Source organism: Luteibacter sp. (genome assembly GCF_036499525.1).
In the GTDB taxonomy this organism is placed as follows: domain Bacteria; phylum Pseudomonadota; class Gammaproteobacteria; order Xanthomonadales; family Rhodanobacteraceae; genus Luteibacter.
Map to the genome: position 1 here is coordinate 42,727 of NZ_DASYDO010000057.1, position 18,316 is coordinate 61,042.

Annotated in this window: 17 protein-coding genes; 13 read left to right on the forward strand and 4 right to left on the reverse strand. The window is 65.6% G+C overall.

Annotated features, from left to right (window positions below; translation table 11 throughout):
- Positions 1 to 34: 34 nt before the first annotated feature.
- A complete protein-coding gene (locus VGM71_RS10690; protein ID WP_331544883.1) occupies positions 35 to 3,004 on the reverse strand; it encodes a TonB-dependent receptor in 2,970 nt (989 codons plus the stop codon).
- Positions 3,005 to 3,306: 302 nt separating this feature from the next.
- Here VGM71_RS10690 and VGM71_RS10695 point away from each other — a divergent pair, with 302 nt between their 5' ends.
- From VGM71_RS10695 to VGM71_RS10740, 10 genes are all read left to right on the forward strand, one after another.
- On the forward strand, positions 3,307 to 3,624 hold the full coding sequence (locus tag VGM71_RS10695; protein WP_331544885.1) for an STAS domain-containing protein: 318 nt from the start codon (positions 3,307 to 3,309) through the stop codon (positions 3,622 to 3,624).
- 10 nt (positions 3,625 to 3,634) lie between these two features.
- The gene (locus VGM71_RS10700; protein WP_331544887.1) at positions 3,635 to 3,997 is read left to right on the forward strand and encodes a response regulator; all 363 of its coding nucleotides are present in this window, start codon (positions 3,635 to 3,637) and stop codon (positions 3,995 to 3,997) included.
- A gap of 39 nt (positions 3,998 to 4,036) precedes the next feature.
- Positions 4,037 to 6,004 (forward strand): chemotaxis protein CheA, encoded by a 1,968-nt coding sequence (locus tag VGM71_RS10705; RefSeq protein WP_331544889.1) that lies wholly within the window; start codon positions 4,037 to 4,039, stop codon positions 6,002 to 6,004.
- A 241-nt stretch (positions 6,005 to 6,245) separates the two neighbouring features.
- Positions 6,246 to 6,761 carry a chemotaxis protein CheW gene (locus VGM71_RS10710; protein WP_331544891.1) on the forward strand — a complete coding sequence of 172 codons (516 nt, stop codon included), beginning with the start codon at positions 6,246 to 6,248 and terminating at the stop codon, positions 6,759 to 6,761.
- A gap of 84 nt (positions 6,762 to 6,845) precedes the next feature.
- Positions 6,846 to 8,558, forward strand: coding sequence for a methyl-accepting chemotaxis protein (locus VGM71_RS10715; RefSeq protein WP_331544893.1), 1,713 nt, complete (start codon positions 6,846 to 6,848; stop codon positions 8,556 to 8,558).
- A 3-nt stretch (positions 8,559 to 8,561) separates the two neighbouring features.
- Positions 8,562 to 9,437, forward strand: a complete 876-nt coding sequence (locus VGM71_RS10720; protein ID WP_331544895.1) for a protein-glutamate O-methyltransferase CheR — start codon at positions 8,562 to 8,564, stop codon at positions 9,435 to 9,437.
- Complete coding sequence (gene cheD, locus VGM71_RS10725) at positions 9,434 to 10,093, forward strand: chemoreceptor glutamine deamidase CheD (RefSeq protein ID WP_331544897.1); 660 nt, start codon at positions 9,434 to 9,436, stop codon at positions 10,091 to 10,093. The genes VGM71_RS10720 and cheD overlap by 4 nt, the downstream gene beginning before the upstream one ends.
- Before the next feature lie 58 nt (positions 10,094 to 10,151).
- Positions 10,152 to 11,249, forward strand: coding sequence for a chemotaxis response regulator protein-glutamate methylesterase (locus VGM71_RS10730; protein ID WP_331544899.1), 1,098 nt, complete (start codon positions 10,152 to 10,154; stop codon positions 11,247 to 11,249).
- Positions 11,250 to 11,265: 16 nt separating this feature from the next.
- Complete coding sequence (locus VGM71_RS10735; protein WP_331544901.1) at positions 11,266 to 12,444, forward strand: methyl-accepting chemotaxis protein; 1,179 nt, start codon at positions 11,266 to 11,268, stop codon at positions 12,442 to 12,444.
- An 11-nt stretch (positions 12,445 to 12,455) separates the two neighbouring features.
- Entirely contained in the window at positions 12,456 to 12,761 is a 306-nt protein-coding gene (locus tag VGM71_RS10740; protein WP_331544903.1) for an STAS domain-containing protein, read from the forward strand.
- 58 nt (positions 12,762 to 12,819) lie between these two features.
- Here the strand turns inward: VGM71_RS10740 and VGM71_RS10745 are convergent, their stop codons facing one another.
- On the reverse strand, positions 12,820 to 13,035 hold the full coding sequence (locus VGM71_RS10745) for a hypothetical protein (protein WP_331544905.1): 216 nt from the start codon (positions 13,033 to 13,035) through the stop codon (positions 12,820 to 12,822).
- A gap of 82 nt (positions 13,036 to 13,117) precedes the next feature.
- Between VGM71_RS10745 and VGM71_RS10750 the strand changes: the two genes are divergently transcribed.
- The gene (locus tag VGM71_RS10750; RefSeq protein ID WP_331544907.1) at positions 13,118 to 13,384 is read left to right on the forward strand and encodes a hypothetical protein; all 267 of its coding nucleotides are present in this window, start codon (positions 13,118 to 13,120) and stop codon (positions 13,382 to 13,384) included.
- A 99-nt stretch (positions 13,385 to 13,483) separates the two neighbouring features.
- On the opposite strand, the gene phbB is transcribed toward VGM71_RS10750, so the two are convergent.
- Together phbB and gluQRS are read right to left on the reverse strand one after the other, a co-directional pair.
- Entirely contained in the window at positions 13,484 to 14,224 is a 741-nt protein-coding gene (phbB, locus tag VGM71_RS10755; protein ID WP_331544917.1) for an acetoacetyl-CoA reductase, read from the reverse strand.
- 57 nt (positions 14,225 to 14,281) lie between these two features.
- Positions 14,282 to 15,166, reverse strand: a complete 885-nt coding sequence (gene gluQRS / locus VGM71_RS10760) for a tRNA glutamyl-Q(34) synthetase GluQRS (protein ID WP_331544909.1) — start codon at positions 15,164 to 15,166, stop codon at positions 14,282 to 14,284.
- A gap of 194 nt (positions 15,167 to 15,360) precedes the next feature.
- Here gluQRS and htpX point away from each other — a divergent pair, with 194 nt between their 5' ends.
- Both htpX and htpG read left to right on the forward strand, forming a co-directional pair.
- Positions 15,361 to 16,251, forward strand: coding sequence for a protease HtpX (gene htpX, locus VGM71_RS10765; protein WP_331544911.1), 891 nt, complete (start codon positions 15,361 to 15,363; stop codon positions 16,249 to 16,251).
- 104 nt (positions 16,252 to 16,355) lie between these two features.
- Positions 16,356 to 18,221, forward strand: a complete 1,866-nt coding sequence (gene htpG, locus VGM71_RS10770) for a molecular chaperone HtpG (protein WP_331544913.1) — start codon at positions 16,356 to 16,358, stop codon at positions 18,219 to 18,221.
- Positions 18,222 to 18,316 lie beyond the last annotated feature (95 nt).

The window sequence follows — 18,316 nt, forward strand, 5'->3', positions numbered from 1 at the left end:
CCTGCGACCAGCCAACGCTTCATCGGAATTCCCTTCACTGGAACGTGTACCGCAGCACCATGCTCGTCGTACGCGGGATCTGCCATGTCGCGGCGTGGTAATTCACGCTCTCCACGGTGCCGCCATCTACGAGCGAACCGGTATCGTAGGCCTGGTTGATGTCGATCGTGCCCTGGCGATTGGTGACATTCTGCATCCTCAGCTGCAGGCTGAGATCGTTGGCCGCATTGATCGACCAATGGTACGTGGCCGACAGGTCGAGCTGCCAGAAGAACGGCAGCCGGCTATCGGTGCCCTGCTTGTCGACGACGCCGTTGCAATAATGCGTGGCCGCACCCAGCGGATAGGCAGGATCGTTACTGTCGGGCACCGTGCCGATACAGCTGGTCGGCGCGCCGCTGTGCGCCGTGAACACGCCGCCGAGCGACAGGCCGTTGGCGAAGTCGTAAGTACCCGTGGCGGTGAGGCTGTGGCGGATGTCGCCGGCAAGGTCGCCGTTGCTGCCGACCATCACGGCGGGATAGTTGAACGCGGTGGTCTGGCCGATCCAGCCGGCGTTGCGCCGCTCTTCGTCGATCAGGCCGTTCGTGTTGCCGTACTCGCGGGCATACGTGTAGCTGAGGTTGAGGAAGTACGGTTCGGCGGGCGAAGACGCATGGGTCAGGCCGAGCTTGAGGTTGTAGTACTTGTGCCTGGGCCGCGGTATGCCGATCGCGGCACCCGGAATATCGAGCGCTTCGAGCTGGCCGTCGCCATCGTAGTCGCGCTTCAGCGTAAACTTCTCACCGGGGTTCACGAGCCAGCAGGTGGTGTTGTTCTGCTCGTAACCGGGGTAGCCATGCGACTGGGCGTAGGCCTGCACGCCTCCGCCATAGCAGGTGTCCTCGACCACGCGGCGCAGGTCCGTCCAGCCTAGCTGCACCAGTCCCGACCATTCGGGCGTGAGCTGCTTCTGCGCATAGAGCTGCGCCTCGTACTGGTAGGGCGCCTTGACGTTCGTGGCCGCGATCTGTGCCGGCGTCGGCACCCCCTGGTTGTAGTAGTACGTGCTGCCGATCTGGCTGAGTCCCGTCGGTGCCTGCGTATTCGGATCGATGCCCGCGTAGGTGTAATAGTTCGTATACGTGGTGCGCGGTTCGGCGACGCCGAAGCTGAAAGAGGACGGAAGCGGGATCGAGTACTTGCCGAGGCTGCCGCCCACCTTGAGCGAGCTGTCGCCGTTCACGTCCCACGAGAAGCCGAGGCGCGGCGACGTGGTCGGCAGGCGCATGAACTGGTTGCCCACGCCATCCTTGTAGATGTAGTTGTCCCAGCGCAGTGCGCCGTAGAGCAGCATGCGATCCGTGGCCTGCCAGTAATCCTCGACGTAAGCGCCCTTGTTGATCGTCTGGAACGAGCCGCCTTCGAGGTCGACGTACTGGCTTACGTAGTGGCCTTCCGCCGGCGACTGCGAGCCGTTGAGCAGGGCCACGTTGGCCTGGTTGTAATAGGTGAACCAGCCGGCTGGCACCGAATTGGTCGTGCTGGCGAGGGAGTGCTTGTAGTACTCGCCGCCGAACACGAGCTTGTGATCGCCGAGCTGCCAGGTGAGGTCGCCCTTCCAGCCGCGGCGCCAGTAATCGGACGGCGAATAGACATAGGCGGCGTTGTTGCGGCCGATATTGGTCTGGACCTCCGTGGCCGTGTCGTACGAGGTGACATAGGGGAACTCGGTGTCCTGTTCGCCCGAGCTGGGCGAGTAGACGATGGAGCCGAGGTAGCCGCCCATCAGGCGCAGCGCGAGATCGTCGTTGATCTGCCAGTGGTAGTTGCCGATGAGGAAGCGGCTGTCCGTGCGCGTCTGGCTCCAGGCGCGATAGGCACCCACGGATTTCGGATCGTAGTCTTCGTTCAGGTCGTAATAGTTGTTGAAACTCTGTGTGTAATCGCGATGCGCCAGCACGTTCAGCGACTGGTTGTTCGTGATGTTCCAGGTGAGGTTGAGCAGGTAGTTCTTGTCTCGGGAACTCGTGTCCTGCTTCTGCGTCTGGTTGTAGGCGTGGCTCTGGCTCGCCGGTTCGTTGCCGAGCAGGGCGAAGAAGAACAGCTTGTCCTTCACCAGCGCACCCGAGGCCCAGAGGTATTGCTGAGCGACGCCGTCGTGGTTGTTTGCCGAGGTATAGCTGTAGTAGTCGCCGATCGAGTTCAGCGTGTTGTGACCGCGTGGATTCAGCCAGCGCGAGGTGGGCGGCGTGAAGTACAGCGAATAACCTGCGCGGAACTGGTTGCTGCCCTGCTTGATGGTCGAGGAGAGCACACCGCCGGTCGCGTTCGTCCACGAGGCGCTGGCGCCACCGGTGATGAGCTGGGTATCGCTGATAGCCTCGGCGGGCAGGGTGGTCGAACCCAGCGAGGTCTTGTCGTTGGTGACGTCGAATTCGTTGTAGTAGTAGCGATTCTCGGCCGGGCTGGCGCCGCCGATGGAGACGAAGCCCGTGTTGTGCTGGTCGAAGCGCACGCTGGAATCGAGCCGCGCCACGCTTTCAGGGCTGCGATCGACAGGCAGGGCGTCGATGAGCTTGTAGTTGTAGCTGGTGCTGAGCTCCGGGGTGCTGACATCGATCGGCGTGATGTTCGTGGTCATCGCCGTGGCGGACACCTGCACGCCGGCGAGGTTGCTCGCGTTCGCTTCTGCGGCAGCGGGTGCCGCGCCCAGTTCGGGCACGGACGAATTCCGGTTCGGGTTGACCAGCACGTCGTAGCTGCCCTGCGGCTGACCGTCGCGGACCAGGCTCACCTGGTATGGCCCGGGGTTGAGGCCGCTGACCGCATAACGGCCGTCGGCATCCGGCGTCACGTCCCTGCTGAATCCGGTCGCGGCGCTGGCCACGCGCACCGTCACGCCCGAGCCCGCCGATTCATGGCCGTAGAGGCCGCCGGTGAGCGACTGGGCCATGGCGAACTGGGCGAGGGCGAGCATGACCGAGCCGGCCAGTACGCGACGGACTTGCTTGATGCTGTTCATTACTTATTGGCTCCCCGTAAAAGACCCGCTGGCGCGTCGTGGCGCCTGGGGCCCCGATTCGATTCAACGTAGGGCGGCCACCTCCCAGGGTGCCGCTATGGAACGAAGCGGTCCAAGTTTTTCGCCTGCATGACAGTGTGTCAATATGAATACGCTGTTTACCAATGAAATGAACAAAAAATCATAATCGAGACCACGTGTTTCATAAGAGGCGAGGTTCCTAAAGCTTTCCCCCGCCAAGCCGATAAGCCCATCGAACGACCCCCGGGCGATGCGCGCCAAGGGTCCCAACGGTACGGACGATGGCGAAGAAATCCTCCAAAGACGCCCCCCGCGCCCCGCTGGCGCTGGATGCCGACCTGCGTATCGGCGCGGCGCCCGCGCTCCGCGATACGCTGCTGGGTGTCCTGGCTGCCGGTGAGCCCGTCGAACTCGACGGTGCGGCCGTGGGCCATGTCGATACGGCGGCCCTGCAGGTTCTCGCGGCGTTTTCCCGCGATGCCCGTGCGGCGGGCCTCCCGGTCGCCTGGACCGGTGTCAGCGACCCTCTCCGGCGCGGCGTGTCCGTGCTGGGTCTCCATGCTTTGATCGAACTGCCGGCCGAAGCCGGCGTGAACTGAAGGTGCTCCGATGGCGAAGATTCTTGCGGTAGACGACTCGGCCTCCATGCGCAGCATGGTGGCCTTCACCCTGCGTGGCGCGGGCCATGACGTGGACGAGGCCGACAACGGCCAGGTCGCGCTGGATACGGCGCGCGGCACGAAGTTCGACCTGGTCCTGGCCGACGTGAACATGCCCGTGATGGACGGCATTTCCATGGTCCGCGAGATGCGCACGATGGCCGGTTACAGCGGCGTGCCCATCCTCATGCTCACCACCGAGTCGAACCCGGAAAAGAAGATGGAAGGCAAGGCTGCCGGCGCCACCGGTTGGCTGGTGAAGCCATTCGACCCCGACCAGCTGCTGGCCACCGTGGCCCGCGTGCTCGGTTAATCCGCTCCAAGACGTTCCGGCAATCCAGGATCCACCTCCATGTCCAAAGTCGATCTGGCGCAATTCCACAAGGCGTTCCACGAGGAGAGCCTCGACGGCCTCGACGCCATGGAGCAGGCGCTCCTCGCCCTGGACGAGGGTGCCGACGATCCGGAACTGATCAACGTCGTGTTCCGTGCCGCCCACTCGATCAAGGGCGGCGCGGCCACGTTCGGGTTCACCGACGTGGCGGCCTTCACCCATGTGGCCGAGAACCTGATGGATGAGGTCCGTAGCGGCCGCCGTCCCATGGAAAAGGCCGTGGTGGAGCTGCTGCTCCGCTCGGGCGACACCGTACGCGACATGCTTTCCCTGTCGATGGCGGGGAAGCCGGCGGCCACGGCCGCGAGCCAGACCCTGCTGGCCGAGCTTTCGGCGATGGTGTCCGGCGGCGCGGCTGTCGCCCCGGTGGCGTCGAAAGAGGCCGCACCGGCCGAAGCGATCGAAGGCTGGGACATCGCCTTCCGTCCGTTCGATTACCTCCTGAAGACCGGTAACGATCCGGCGCGCATGTTCCGCGAGCTCGGCACCATGGGTGCGCTGCGCGTCGAGTGCGATGCCGGCAAGCTTCCCGCGCTGGCCGGCATGGACGCCACCTCGTCCTATCTTGGCTGGACGCTCCACCTCGATGCCGGCGCCAAACGTGCCGCCGTCGAAGGCGTGTTCGATTGGGTCGACGGCGACTGCGACCTCAGCCTGACGCCGCGCATCGCGGCCCCGGCCTCGTCCACCGCCGCACCGGCGGCGCCGTCCGCGCCGCGCGCCGTACGCGACGTGGCGATGAACAGTGAATCCAGCTCCGTCCGCGTCGGCATCGAGAAGATCGACATGCTGATCAACCTCGTAGGCGAACTGGTCATCACGCAGTCGATGCTCAGCCAGTTCCACGACGGCGTCGATGCGTCGCAGCTGGAAATGCTCCGCCAGGGCCTCGCCCAGCTGGGACGCCATACGCGCGAACTGCAGGAAAGCGTGATGAGCATCCGCATGCTGCCCATCAGCACGGTGTTCAACCGCTTCCCGCGCCTGGTCCGCGACCTGGCGCAGAAGCTGGACAAGAAGGTGGTGCTCGACCTGCGCGGCGAGACCACCGAACTCGACAAGACCGTGCTCGAGAAGATCGGCGATCCGCTGGTCCATCTGGTGCGCAACGCCATCGACCATGGCCTGGAAGTCCCGGCAAAGCGCCTTGCCTCGGGCAAGTCCGACACCGGCACGCTGCGCATGGAGGCCTTCCATCGCGGCGGCTCCATCGTGGTGGAAGTGGCCGACGACGGCGCGGGCCTGAACCGTGACGCCATCGTGGCGAAGGCCGTGCAGCGCGGCATCATCGCCTCGGGCGACGGCATGTCCGACGACGCCGTGGCCGAGTTGATCTTCGAGGCCGGTTTCTCCACGGCTGCCGCCACTACCGATCTTTCAGGCCGCGGCGTGGGTATGGACGTGGTCCGGCGCAACGTCATGGATCTCGGCGGGACCGTCGCGATCCGCAGCACGCAGGGCAGCGGAACCACCTTCACGATCACGCTGCCGCTTACGCTCGCCATCATCGACGGCCTCACCGCCGCGGTGGGCGATGAGACCTATATCGTGCCGCTGGTTTCCATCGTGGAATCAGTGCAGGTGAATCCCGAGGCACTGCGCAGCGTGGCCGGCGGCGGCGAGCTGTTCCGTTTCCGCGACCATTGGCTGCCGATCGTGCGCCTGTTCGACGTGTTCGGCTGCGATGGCCGCCGCCGGGCGATCGACGAGGGCATCGTGATCGTGGTGGAAGGCGAGGGCGCGCGTATCGGCCTGTTCGTGGACGAGTTGATCGGCCAGCAGCAGGCGGTAGTGAAGTCGCTGGAGGCGAATTACCGGCGTGTGACTGGCATCTCGGGTGCGACCATCCTGGCCGATGGCTCGGTGGCCCTGATTGCCGATGTGGCTGGGCTGGTCAGGATGCAAGGGCGAAAGAAAGCAGCCTGAGGCCGCTCGAAGCCGCCCCCCGTGGCGTAGGAGCGCGCCCTGCGCGCGACATGTTTTGAGGCCGTGAGAAGCAGAACCTGCTGCTCCTCGCGAAAACCTGTCGCGCGCAGGGCACGCTCCTACAGCCCTCCCGCTTTCGGCCTTCGACCTCCTGCAATCCCCCCTCAAGTCCCAGCGGGCGCGGCCGATACCCCTTGGGAAGGGGTCCCGAACCGCCGATCCGATCCGCCGTGGGAACGATATGAACGAGCAAGCCAACACCGCCACCGCTGCGTCCGACGAGGCCGCGCAGTACCTCACCGTCAATCTCGGGAACGAGGAATACGGCGTCGATATCCTCGCCGTCCGGGAAATCCGTGGTTGGACACCGGTCACGCGCATTCCGCAGGCGCCGTCCTACGTGCTCGGCGTGCTGAACCTTCGCGGCGCCATCGTTCCCGTGCTGGACCTGCGCCTGCGTTTCGGCCTGCCCCGCGAGGAATACACCGCCACCACCGTCTGCGTGATCGTGATGGTCGCCGGCCGTCAATTCGGCGTGGTGGTGGATGCGGTGTCGGACGTGGTCGATGTTGCTCCGGGTGCCGTACGCCCGGTGCCGGACATGGGTACCACCGTCGATACCGAATACCTGAAGGGCCTGACTTCCGTCGGTGAGCGCATGGTGCTGCTCCTCGACGTGGACCGCCTGCTCCAGCCGCAGGATGCCCAGATGCTCGAGGCCGCCCTTGCCTCGTCGGATGTGAAAGCCGTCGCCTGAGCGTACTAACACCGGGAGGCCATCCAGGCTTGCCCGCCGTGATGCCTGGTTTGCCCTTGCCGCACCTTGCCGATTGGAAACACGATGAAGAAGTTCAAGTTCAAAATGCCGGCCCTGACGATCCGCGGACGCCTCTACGGCGTGCTCGGCCTGCTCTCGGCGATGCTCCTGGGTGGTGCGGCCGTCGGCCTTGGCGCCATGCATTTCCAGAATGAGGGCATGCGTCAGATTTACGAAGAGGAGCTCGTGCCGGCGGGATTGCTTTCCGACATCAACACGAATTCGCTCATGTCCTTCGTCGTGCTCGGCGAGGGCGCGGCCAAGGTGAAGAATCCGGACCAGGTGAAGCAGAAGATCGCCGAGTTCCAGAAGTTGCAGGCTGATACGGAGGTCATCAAAACGAAGTTTCAGAGCACGCCGATGTCACCTTCGGTGAAGAAGCTCTATGACGATTGGCAGTCCAATGCCAAGGATTATACCGACGCGAAGCATGACATGATCGACGCCCTGAGCCAGGGCGACGAGGGAGCCACCGACCTGCTGGAACTGCAGCTGCGTCCGTTGATGATGGATCGCCAGGATAAACTGGCCAAGCTCATCGATGGCACGCGCGCCGACGCGGAGGGGATCTATAAGAAAGAAACGGCCCAGTACAAGACGATCCGCACGCTCAGCGTCTTCGCGCTGGCCCTGGGCCTCGGCATCAGCCTGCTGATCGCCGTGCTGGTCATCCGCTCGATCATCCGCACCTTGTCGCAGACGGTTTCCGTCGCCCATCTCATCGCCCAGGGCAAGCTCGGCCATGACGTGAAGGTTACGCGTAACGATGAACTGGGCCAGCTCCAGGCTGCCTTCCGCGAAATGGACGAGCGCCTGAGCGCCATCGTGTCCGAAGTGCGCCATGGCGCCGGTTCCGTCAGTACCGCCGCGCAGCAGATCTCGCGCGGCAACGACGATCTTTCGCAGCGTACGCAGGAGCAGGCTTCCAGCCTCGAAGAGACTGCCTCGTCGATGGAAGAGATGACCTCCACGGTGAAGCAGAACGCCGAGAATGCCAGCCACGCCAACCAGCTGGCCCGCGGCGCCCGCGAGCAGGCCGAGCGCGGCGGCGAAGTGGTCGCGCAGACCGTCGTCGCCATGCGCGAGATCAACTCGTCCAGCAAGAAGATTTCCGACATCGTCAGCCTCATCGACGAAATCGCTTTCCAGACCAACCTGCTGGCGCTCAACGCGGCGGTCGAAGCCGCGCGTGCCGGCGAGCAGGGCCGCGGCTTTGCGGTGGTGGCAACGGAAGTGCGCAACCTGGCCGGACGCTCCGCCAATGCGGCCAAGGAGATCAAGGGCCTCATCAACGACAGCGCCGACAAAGTACGCACCGGTTCGGGGCTGGTCGACCAGTCGGGCAAGGCGCTCGCCGAAATTGTCGACAGCGTGAAGAAGGTGACCGACATCGTGGCCGAGATTGCGGCTGCCAGCTCCGAGCAGTCCGCCGGCATCGACCAGGTGAACCATGCCGTGCTGCAGATGGACGAGATGACCCAGCAGAACGCCGCGCTGGTCGAGGAGTCCGCCGCCGCCGCGCGTGCCATGCACGAGCAGGCCACCGAGCTCAGCCGCCAGGTGTCGTTCTTCCAGATCGCAGGTAGTGCTTCCGCCACGCCGGCTTCCAGGGGAAAGAAGAAGGACGCCGCGAAGGAAGAGATGGAAACCGTATTCGCCGCCGTGCGCAGCACCCCGGCCCCGCGTGCCCAGCGATCGGCGGAAACCGCCGACGCCGGAGTGTGGAAGGAGTTTTGACCGATGAACGCGCTCGTCGACAGCGGTGATGCCGTCGGCCCGGCGGGCGCGACGGGGCCGAGCCTCGGGGAAGCCGATTTCGCTTTCCTTCGTGAGTTCGTGCTGCAGCACTGTGGCATCTCACTGGGCGACCACAAGCGCCAGCTGGTGCAGGGGCGCCTCCTGCGCCGCCTGCGCGCGCTGGGGCTTTCCGGCTTCGCCGGTTACTGCGATCTGCTTCGCCGCGATCCGGAGTCGGAGCTCGGCGAGCTGGCCAGCTGCATCAGCACGAACGTCACCTCGTTCTTCCGCGAGATGCATCACTACGACATGCTCGTGGACGAACTCCTCCCTCGCTGGCTGGAAGAGAAGCGCGGTGGCGGCCGCCTGCGGATCTGGTCCGCCGGTTGTTCCACCGGCGAAGAGCCGTATGCCATCGCCATGGTGCTTGCGGAGGCGCTGGAGCGCACGCGTGCCGACGTGGACGTGAAGATCCTCGCCACCGACCTGTCACCGCAGGCGCTCGCCGCGGCGCGCAAGGGAGTCTATCCGGTGGATCGCCTGGGCGGCGTCGACGACGCGCGGCGCAAGCGCTGGTTCCTGCGCGGCGAGGGCAGTTACGACGGCTTCGTGCAGGTGCACCCGCGCCTGCGCGAACTGGTGGCGATCCAACCGCTGAACCTGCTGCACGAATGGCCCATGCAGGGGAAGTTCGACGCCATCTTCTGCCGTAACGTCGTCATCTACTTCGACAAGCCGACGAAGCAGCGCCTGTTCGCCCGTTACGCCGGCATGCTGGAAAGCCGCGGCTACCTCTTCCTCGGTCACTCTGAGTCCATGTACGGACTTTCCGAGGACTTCGACCTGATCGGCCGCACGGTCTACCGGAAGCGTTCATGAGCGACACGTTCGTCCTGCAGCCGCGGACCTTCGCCGGCTTCGATCCGAAAGGCGTGTTGCCGGGGTTCGAGCACGTACGCCGCTTCTGGGATCCGGCACAGGAGGTGGTCACGGTGAAGATCCTGCCCGGCGAGTATTACGTCAGCATGCAGGAGGAAATGATTTCCACGGTGCTGGGTTCGTGCGTGTCGGCCTGCGTGCGCGATGTGCGGCGGCGCATCGGCGGCATGAACCATTTCATGCTGCCCGAGCCCGCGGGGGAGCGCGACGGCTGGAGCTCCACCGTGGGCCGTGCCGCGCGTTACGGCAACGACGCCATGGAGCAGCTGATCAACGCCATCCTCAAGGCTGGCGGCAGGCGCGACGACCTGGAGGTGAAGATTTTCGGGGGCGGCCGCGTGCTCGCCACCATGACCGACATCGGCCAGCGCAACATCGCCTTCGTGCAGCGTTACATCGCCACGGAGAAGCTGAAGCTCTGCGCGGCCGACGTGGGGGACATTTACCCCCGCCAGGTCCAGTTTTTTCCGGTGAGCGGCAAGGTGCGCGTGCGCCAGATGCGCTCGATGCACGACCACAGCCTGGCCGATCGCGAGAAGCGATACCTCAAGCGATTGGCAGATGATCCGATAAAGGGAGAGGTCGAGCTGTTCTGACGTACCCCGTCAGGCGGCCTGCCTCGTCACCGTCTCCGCCACCGAGCTGCCAGAGCCCATGCAGAAAGTACGCGTTCTTATCGTCGACGACTCGGCCCTGGTGCGTAAGGTGCTGACCGCCATGCTCGAGTCCGATCCGGGCATCGAGGTGGTGGGCACCGCAGGGGACCCGCTGATCGCTCGCGACAAGATCAAGCAGCTCGATCCCGACGTGCTCACGCTCGACGTCGAGATGCCGCGGATGGACGGCCTGACCTTCCTGGACAACCTGATGCGCCTGCGCCCGATGCCGGTGGTGATGGTGTCCACCCTCACCGAGAAGGGCGCGGACGTCACGCTGCGTGCCCTGGAACTCGGCGCGGTGGATTTCTTCACCAAGCCGACGGCGGACCTCGCCACCACGTTCATGGAGCACGCGCCGGAAATCTGCGCGAAGGTTCGCCTCGCCGCAGGCGCCAAGCCGCGCGAGCGCGCCACGGTGACGAAGCTGGACGTAGCCCCGCGCCTCAGCGCCGACGCCGTGCTGCCGCGCGCGCAGACGGCGGGCAGCCGGGGCGGCACGCGCATCATCGCCATCGGCGCGTCCACCGGCGGCACCGAAGCCATTCGCGTGGTGCTGGAAGCGATGCCGCCCACCGCGCCGCCCATCGTCATCACCCAGCACATCCCGGCCGCCTTCAGCGGTCCCTTCGCCACTCGCATGGATTCCTGCTCGGCCATGCGCGTGTGCGAAGCGCGCGACGGCCAGCCCATCCAGCCGGGCCATGCGTATATCGCCCCGGGCAGCCAGCACCTGCTGGTGATGTGGGACGGCGCACGCCACGTCTGCCGCCTCCACGACGGCCCGCCGGTGAACCGCCACAAGCCTGCGGTGGACGTGCTGTTCCGCTCCATGGCCGCCAGCGTCGGCGCCGCTACCATCGGCTGCCTGCTTACCGGCATGGGCGACGACGGAGCGCGTGGACTCGGTGAACTGAAGGAAATCGGGGCTCATACCCTCGTGCAGGACGAAGCCAGCTCTGTGGTCTGGGGCATGCCCGGTGCCGCCTGGAAAGCGGGTGCCGCCGGCGAAATGCTTCCGCTCGACGCCATCGCCGCGCGCCTGCTCGCGCTTGCCAATACCCCCGTGCCCGCCGCCACGCGCGTCGGCACCTGATTAACGAGACGTCATCATGCTGATTCCCAAAAACGAACGCAGTATCGGCTTCGGCGCCAGCGCCATTGCGCTGGTGCTGGTCCTGGTGTTCCACGCGGCCTGGGTCGCACCGGTCGTGGTTGCTTTGCTGACGGCGACCTGGATCGCGGTCGGCCTGCGCTCCTCGATGTTGCCGGAGGTGGAAGTGGTGCTCAGCTCCGCGACCAGCGACGAGGCTTCCGTGCGCGAGGCCATGGAAGATGTGCGCAGCGCCATCGTCGACGAGCTCGGCCACGCCAGCCGCGAGCTGAACCAGGCACTTGAACTGCTGCGTGACGCCGTGGCCGAGCTCGGCGGCGGCTTCAACGGCCTGTCGCACAAGACGGGCAAGCAGCAGAAGCTGCTCGGCGAAATCATCGAGGCCGGTGGCAAGGGCATCTCGGTACAGGACTTCGCCGATCGTACCGCCAGCCTGCTCGAGCACTTCGTCGGCCTGATCGTGCAGCTTTCCCGCGAAAGCCTGCGCATCGTCTACCGCATCGACGGCATGGCGAAGGAGATGGACGCCGTGTTCGCGCTGCTGAAGAACGTGAACACCATCGCCGAGGAAACCAACCTGCTGGCGCTCAACGCGGCTATCGAAGCGGCGCGCGCCGGCGAATCCGGCCGCGGCTTCGCTGTGGTGGCGGGTGAAATCCGCAACCTCGCCCAGCACAGCAACCAGTTCAACGAGAAGATCGGCAGCCATGTGGAGCGGTCGCGCACGGCTATGGAAAGCTTGCGCGAACTGGTTGGCCACATGGCCTCGCAGGACATGAACGTGGCGCTGTCCACCAAGGGCGGCATCGACGAGATGATGTCGACGATCACCGAGTCCAACGCGCGCACCAGCGCAGCGGCCGATGAAGCGGCCTCCCTCAACCGCGGCCTGGGCAACGACGTGTCCACCACGATCCGCTCGCTGCAGTTCGAGGACATCCTCAGCCAGTTGCTGCACCAGACCCGTTCGCGCCTGGTGGAATTGCAGGAGATCACCGCCGACTGCACCCGCGATATCGAGGAGCTGGCCTGCGTGCCGGCCGAAGCTTCCGAGCTTGGGGCACGCGCCCAGCGCGTCCGCTCCCGACTGGCCGAGCAGCGTGAGCGTGCCCGCCTGCGCTCGCGTGGCCCCGCCCTCCAGCAGTCGATGGCTGCCGGCGACATCGACCTGTTCTGAGGAGAACTCATATGGCCATCAACGTCCACCACGATTCCGAACAGGGCTGCCTCACCCTCCACCTGGGCGAGCGCTTCGATTTCTCGATCCATCGCGCCTTTCACGATGCCTGCCTCGGCGACGTGCCAGCGGCGCGCAGCTACGTGCTCGACCTCGAGCAGGTGGCTGGCATGGACAGCTCCGCGCTGGGCATGCTGATGCTGCTGCGCGAACACGCCGGTGGCGACCGTGCGGAAATCCGCATCGTCAATGCCAGCGCCGACCTGCGTAACACACTGCGCATCGCGGGCTTCGACAAACTTTTCACCGTGCACTGAAACGGCGCTCGACCGATACGGTTTCACGGAACGCCCCGGCTTGCCGGGGCGTTTTTTTCTAACCGTTTCGTTCTGACTCCTCGTTCACAGCCCGGTGGGCAAGATCTTGCGACCGCCAGCCCCGAGCTTCGCCATGCCCTTGTCCCTGCACCCGCCGCCGATCCGCTTCGACGAGTCGCTGGAACACATCGAGCCGGACGAGGCGGAGACCGTGGAACAGCTGATCGAGACCCTGACCCGCATCAACCAGATCACGCTGGAACACGAAAAGCATGCGCATCGCTCCGTGCATGCCAAGAGCCATGCGCTGCTGACCGGGGAACTGATCGTTCCCGCCGACCTGCCGAGGGAACACAGTGCAGTGGCCGGAGGAGAAGAGTCCCTACATCGACGTGGCGCGTATCGTCGTGCCGCCCCAACCCGCATGGAACGCCGCGCGTCGCGCCGCCATCGACGACGGCATGTCGTTCAGTCCATGGCATGGTCTGGCCGCCCATCGGCCGCTGGGTTCGGTGATGCGCGCCCGGCGCGTGGTGTACAAGGTGATGGCCAAGTTCCGCGCGCACCATAACGCCGTCGTGTTGCGCGAACCGCGCGCGATAGAGGATCTGGAGCTCGGGTAGGAGCGCGCCCTGCGCGCGACAGCTGTTGAGGCCGAACCTGGGAGCTGGCGCGCCAGCCCGGGGACAGGCGCGAAAAGCTGTCGCGCGCAGGGCGCGCTCCTACCAGCCCATGTAGTGGCCGCCGTTGATCGCCAGGTTGGACCCCGTGATCCAGCTGGAATCCTCGGAGGTGAGGAAGGCGACGGCGTGTGCAATTTCCTCGGGGCGGCCGAGCCGGCCGATAGGGATCTGCGCGATGATCTTGGCGCGGATGTCCTCAGGCACGGCCATGACCAGGTCGGTGCCGACGTAGCCGGGCGACACCGTATTCACGGTGATGCCGAAGCGCGCGTTTTCCTGCGCGAGGGAGATGGTGAAACCGTGCACGCCTGCCTTGGCGGCCGCGTAGTTGGCCTGGCCGTACTGGCCTTTCTGTCCGTTGATCGAGCTTATCTGGACGATGCGGCCCCACTGGCGGGAACGCATGCCCTCGATCACGGGGCGGGTGACGTTGAAGCAGGCGTTGAGGTTGGTATTCACCACCTCGGTCCACTGCTGGTAGTCCATCTTGTGGAACGTGGTGTCGCGCGTGATACCGGCGTTGTTGACCAGGATTTCCACGGGCCCCGCCAACGCCTCCACCGCACGGACCATCGCTTCCGCCGACACGGGGTCGGACACATCGCCCGGTACCATCACCACGTCGATGCCGTCGCGGATCATGTCCTCGCGCCACGCGGCGGCACGGGCCTCGTCGCGGAAGTTGGTGGCGACCCGGTGTCCCTGGTGGGCGAGGTAGCGCACGATCGCCGTACCGATGCCGCCCGTGCCGCCGGTCACCAGTGCCGTTCGCTGCGCCATGCCTTGCTTCATTCCCGCCTGATTCCTGTGATGGCCCGTTCGTCGGGCAAACGATTCTTATAGCGTCGCCGTGGCGCCAAGACTACTGCGGCGAAGCGACGCAGGCCCGAAACCGTGCAGCGCGTCGCGCAGCACGGTTTCGGGCGTGGCCGCGGTAGACGGGGCCAAGACACCTAGCCAGTCCAATGCGGCGCGCAGGGCGGGCAGGGGATCGGCGGCGTCCACCGGCAGGGCGGCAGTGGACTTGGATAGCTTCCTGCCTTCCGCATCAAGCACCAGGGGAAGGTGCAGGTAGCCGGGCGTGGGCAACGCCAGGAGGCGCTGGAGGTGGATCTGGCGGGCGGTGGAATCGAGCAGGTCGGCGCCCCGGACCACATGGGTGATGCCTTGATCGGCGTCGTCCACCACGCAGGCAAGCTGGTAGGACCAGAGGCCTTCCACGCGGCGGATGACGAAATCGCCCGCGACCTCGCGCAGGTTTTCAGACTGGCTACCTAAAAGGTCGTCGTGCCAGTGGATGAGGAGATCGGGTGTGAGCAGGCGCCATGCGGGCAGGCGCGAAGGGTCTGGCGTGGCGATGCACCGGCCATCGCGATGAACGCCACCCTGGGATGCCAGGTCCGTGCGGCTGCACCAGCAAGGGAAAAGCTGGCCGTTTTCGCGCAGCCGGTCGAAGGCCACGGCGTACCCTTCCTGTCGTTGGGATTGATAGACCGGCGGCCGGTCCGGCGAGAGGCCAAAGGCACCCAGCGTGGCCAGGATCGAAGCCGCTGAGCCGGGAACCTCCCGTGGCGGATCGATGTCTTCGATGCGCACGAGCCATTCGCCACCCGCATGCCGCGCCACCAGCCAGCTGCCCACCGCGGCCACGAGGGAGCCGAAATGCAGGGCACCGGTCGGGGAGGGGGCGAAGCGTCCGCGGTAGCGTGGGGTGGCGGTCATGGGCTGATTTGAGAAGATTCTGAATGGCGTCCGGGCTGGAAGCCGATAAGTGTAGGTGATGCCTGCGTGGCAAGGCCGCGCCGTACCGTCTTCCCCCGCGCCATAGGGCTTTCCGCCATTGAATCATTCACCATTCGCCCCGAAAACTTGCCCCGGGCGGCGCCAATCGCCAGCCGCCATAAGAGAGACCGATCATGTTCAAGCGCATTGCCCTGTTCGTCGCGACCAACCTTGCCGTCATCTTCCTGCTGACCTGCGTCAGCCGTGTCCTGGGCATCGACCAGTGGGCGGCCCAGCGGGGCATGGGCATTGGCGGGCTCATCGTCTTTGCATCGATCTTCGGCATGGGCGGCGCCTTCATCTCGCTGGCTATCTCGAAGTGGATGGCAAAGATGTCCACCGGCGCCAAGGTGATCACCGAGCCGCGTAACGAATCGGAGCGCTGGCTGCTCGAGACCGTGCGCCGCCACGCCGAGAAGGCCGGCATCGGCATGCCCGAGGTGGCCGTCTACGACGCCCCCGAAATGAACGCGTTCGCGACCGGCATGAGCCGCAACAACGCCCTCGTGGCGGTCAGCACGGGCCTGCTCCAGCAGATGGACCGCGAGCAGGTCTCGGCCGTGCTCGGCCATGAGATCGGCCACGTCGCCAACGGTGACATGGTCACGCTCACCCTGATCCAGGGCGTGCTCAATACGCTGGTGATCCTGCTGGCCCGCATCGTCGGCCGCGTGGTCGACAGCTGGCTGAGCGGTGGTCGCGACCGCGACGGCGAAGGTGGCATCGGCTACTTTGTCGTGGTGATGGTGCTGCAGATCGTCTTCGGCCTGTTTGCCTCCATGATCGTCATGTGGTTCTCGCGCTGGCGCGAATTCCATGCCGATGCCGCCGGCGCCAACCTGGCCGGTCGCGCCTCGATGATCTCGGCCCTCCAGCGCCTGTCCGCCAACCACGGCGACACGAGCCTGCCCCAGTCCATCCAGGCCTTCGGCATCTCCGGCCACCTGGCCTCTGGCCTGAAGCGCCTGTTCATGAGCCACCCGCCCATCGAAGAGCGCATCGCCGCCCTCCAGGCCGGCCGCTAAGCATCCCAAGGCGTCCTCCCGGGCCCCGGCCATGCCGGGGCCTTTTTTCGTTCCGCCTTGATCCCCATACTCCCCAGCCTGTCCCACCTTGAAGGAACGGCACCGTGAGCCAGGAAACCCGTAAGTTCGAAGCCGAGGTCGCCCAGGTCCTGCACCTGGTCACCCATTCCCTCTACTCGCACAAGGAAATTTTCCTGCGCGAGCTGATCTCCAACGCCTCCGACGCCTGCGACAAGCTGCGGTTCGAAGCGCTGGCCGACCCCTCCCTGACCGACGGCGATGCCGACCTGCGCATCCAGGTCACCTGGGATCCGGACGCGCGCACCATCAGCGTGCGCGATAACGGCATCGGCATGAGTCGCGACGAAGTGGTAGCCAACATCGGCACGATAGCCAGTTCCGGCACGCGCCGTTACCTCGAAGCGCTGTCGGGCGAGCACAAGGCGGACGCCCGCCTCATCGGCCAGTTCGGCGTGGGCTTCTATTCCGCCTTCGTCGTCGCCGACAAGGTCACCGTGATCACCCGCCGTGCCGGCCAGCCGGAAGTGGCCGGCGTGCGCTGGGAAAGCGACGGCAAGGGCGAGTACACGCTCGAGGACACCCATGTCACCGAGCGCGGCACCACGGTGGTGCTGCACCTGAAGGCCGACGAGGACGAGTTCCTGAAGTCGTGGACACTGCGCGGCGCGATCACGAAGTACTCCGACCACGTGGCCTTCCCGATCCGCATGCCGGCCGAGAAGGACGGCAAGCCCGATCCGACCGAATGGACGACGGTGAATTCCGCGTCCGCACTCTGGTCCCGTCCCAAGAGCGAGATCGGCGACGAGGAATACCAGAACTTCTACAAGGCGCTGGGTCACGACTTCAACGACGCATTAGCCTGGACGCATAACCGCGTCGAGGGCAACCAGAGCTTCACCACGCTCCTTTACGTGCCCGAACAGCCACCGTTCGATCTCATGATGGGCGGTCGCGACGAGCGCAAGGGGCTGAAGCTCTACATCAAACGCGTCTTCATCATGGATGCGGCCGAGGAGTTGCTGCCTAACTACCTGCGCTTCGTGCGCGGCGTGGTGGACGCCGACGACCTGCCGCTGAACGTGAGCCGCGAAATCCTCCAGCACAATCGCCAGCTCGAGCAGATCAAGGCGCGTTGCGTGAAGGGCGTGCTTGACCTCCTGGAGCGTATCGCGCGCGACGAGCCGGAGAAGTTTGCCACGTTCCTCGCCGGCTTCGGCAATACGCTGAAGGAAGGCATCGTCGAGGACACCGCCAACCGCGAGCGCATCGCGAAGCTGCTGCGCTTCGCCTCCACGAAGGGCGAGGGCGCTGCGAAGACGGTCTCGTTCGACGACTACATCGGCCGCATGGCCGTGGGCCAGGACACCCTCTGGTATGTCACCGCGGACAGCTACGCGGCCGCCGCAGGCAGTCCCCAGCTGGAAGCGCTGAAGGCCAAGGACATCGAAGTGCTGCTGATGTCCGATCGCGTGGACGAGTGGATGCTGGGCTACCTCACCGAGCATGGCGGCAAGCGCCTGCGCAACGTCGCAAAGGGCGAGTTCCCGCTGGACGAGGCTGACAAGGCGAAGCAGGAAGCGGCCGCCACGGCCAACGCACCGTTGCTCGAGCGCGCGAAGACCTTGCTTGGTGACCGCGTGGCGGACGTCCGCGTGTCAGCTCGCCTGACCGACTCGCCGTCGTGCCTTGCCCTGGCCGATTTCGACCTGGCGCCTCACCTCGCCCGCCTGCTGCGAGAGGCAGGGCAGGACGTGCCGGATTCGAAGCCTGTGCTGGAACTCAACCCAGACCACGCGCTGGTGAAGCGTCTCGCGGCCGAAACAGACGACGCGAAGGCTGGCGACCTGGCGGGCCTGTTGTTCGAGCAGGCGGAAATTACCGCCGGCGCGCAGTTGGCGGACCCGGCTGCGTTCGTGCAGCGGATGAATCGGGTCCTGCTAGGCTAACCGCGGCATCGTAGGAGCGCGCCCTGCGCGCGACAGCCTTTCGCGAGGAGCAACACGCCCTGTTGCTCCTCGCGAAAGGCTGTCGCGCGCAGGGC

Bases quoted from the DNA above. Each gene is read 5' to 3' on its own strand.
- VGM71_RS10710 (WP_331544891.1), top strand. From the start codon at position 6,246: ATGAACGAGCAAGCCAACACCGCCACCGCTGCGTCCGACGAGGCCGCG.
- VGM71_RS10730 (WP_331544899.1), top strand. From the start codon at position 10,152: ATGCAGAAAGTACGCGTTCTTATCGTCGACGACTCGGCCCTGGTGCGT.
- VGM71_RS10690 (WP_331544883.1), bottom strand. From the start codon at position 3,004: ATGAACAGCATCAAGCAAGTCCGTCGCGTACTGGCCGGCTCGGTCATG.
- VGM71_RS10735 (WP_331544901.1), top strand. From the start codon at position 11,266: ATGCTGATTCCCAAAAACGAACGCAGTATCGGCTTCGGCGCCAGCGCC.
- gluQRS (WP_331544909.1), bottom strand. From the start codon at position 15,166: ATGACCGCCACCCCACGCTACCGCGGACGCTTCGCCCCCTCCCCGACC.
- VGM71_RS10740 (WP_331544903.1), top strand. From the start codon at position 12,456: ATGGCCATCAACGTCCACCACGATTCCGAACAGGGCTGCCTCACCCTC.
- phbB (WP_331544917.1), bottom strand. From the start codon at position 14,224: ATGGCGCAGCGAACGGCACTGGTGACCGGCGGCACGGGCGGCATCGGT.
- VGM71_RS10700 (WP_331544887.1), top strand. From the start codon at position 3,635: ATGGCGAAGATTCTTGCGGTAGACGACTCGGCCTCCATGCGCAGCATG.
- cheD (WP_331544897.1), top strand. From the start codon at position 9,434: ATGAGCGACACGTTCGTCCTGCAGCCGCGGACCTTCGCCGGCTTCGAT.
- VGM71_RS10695 (WP_331544885.1), top strand. From the start codon at position 3,307: ATGGCGAAGAAATCCTCCAAAGACGCCCCCCGCGCCCCGCTGGCGCTG.
- VGM71_RS10705 (WP_331544889.1), top strand. From the start codon at position 4,037: ATGTCCAAAGTCGATCTGGCGCAATTCCACAAGGCGTTCCACGAGGAG.
- VGM71_RS10715 (WP_331544893.1), top strand. From the start codon at position 6,846: ATGAAGAAGTTCAAGTTCAAAATGCCGGCCCTGACGATCCGCGGACGC.
- VGM71_RS10745 (WP_331544905.1), bottom strand. From the start codon at position 13,035: ATGCTTTTCGTGTTCCAGCGTGATCTGGTTGATGCGGGTCAGGGTCTC.
- VGM71_RS10720 (WP_331544895.1), top strand. From the start codon at position 8,562: ATGAACGCGCTCGTCGACAGCGGTGATGCCGTCGGCCCGGCGGGCGCG.
- htpX (WP_331544911.1), top strand. From the start codon at position 15,361: ATGTTCAAGCGCATTGCCCTGTTCGTCGCGACCAACCTTGCCGTCATC.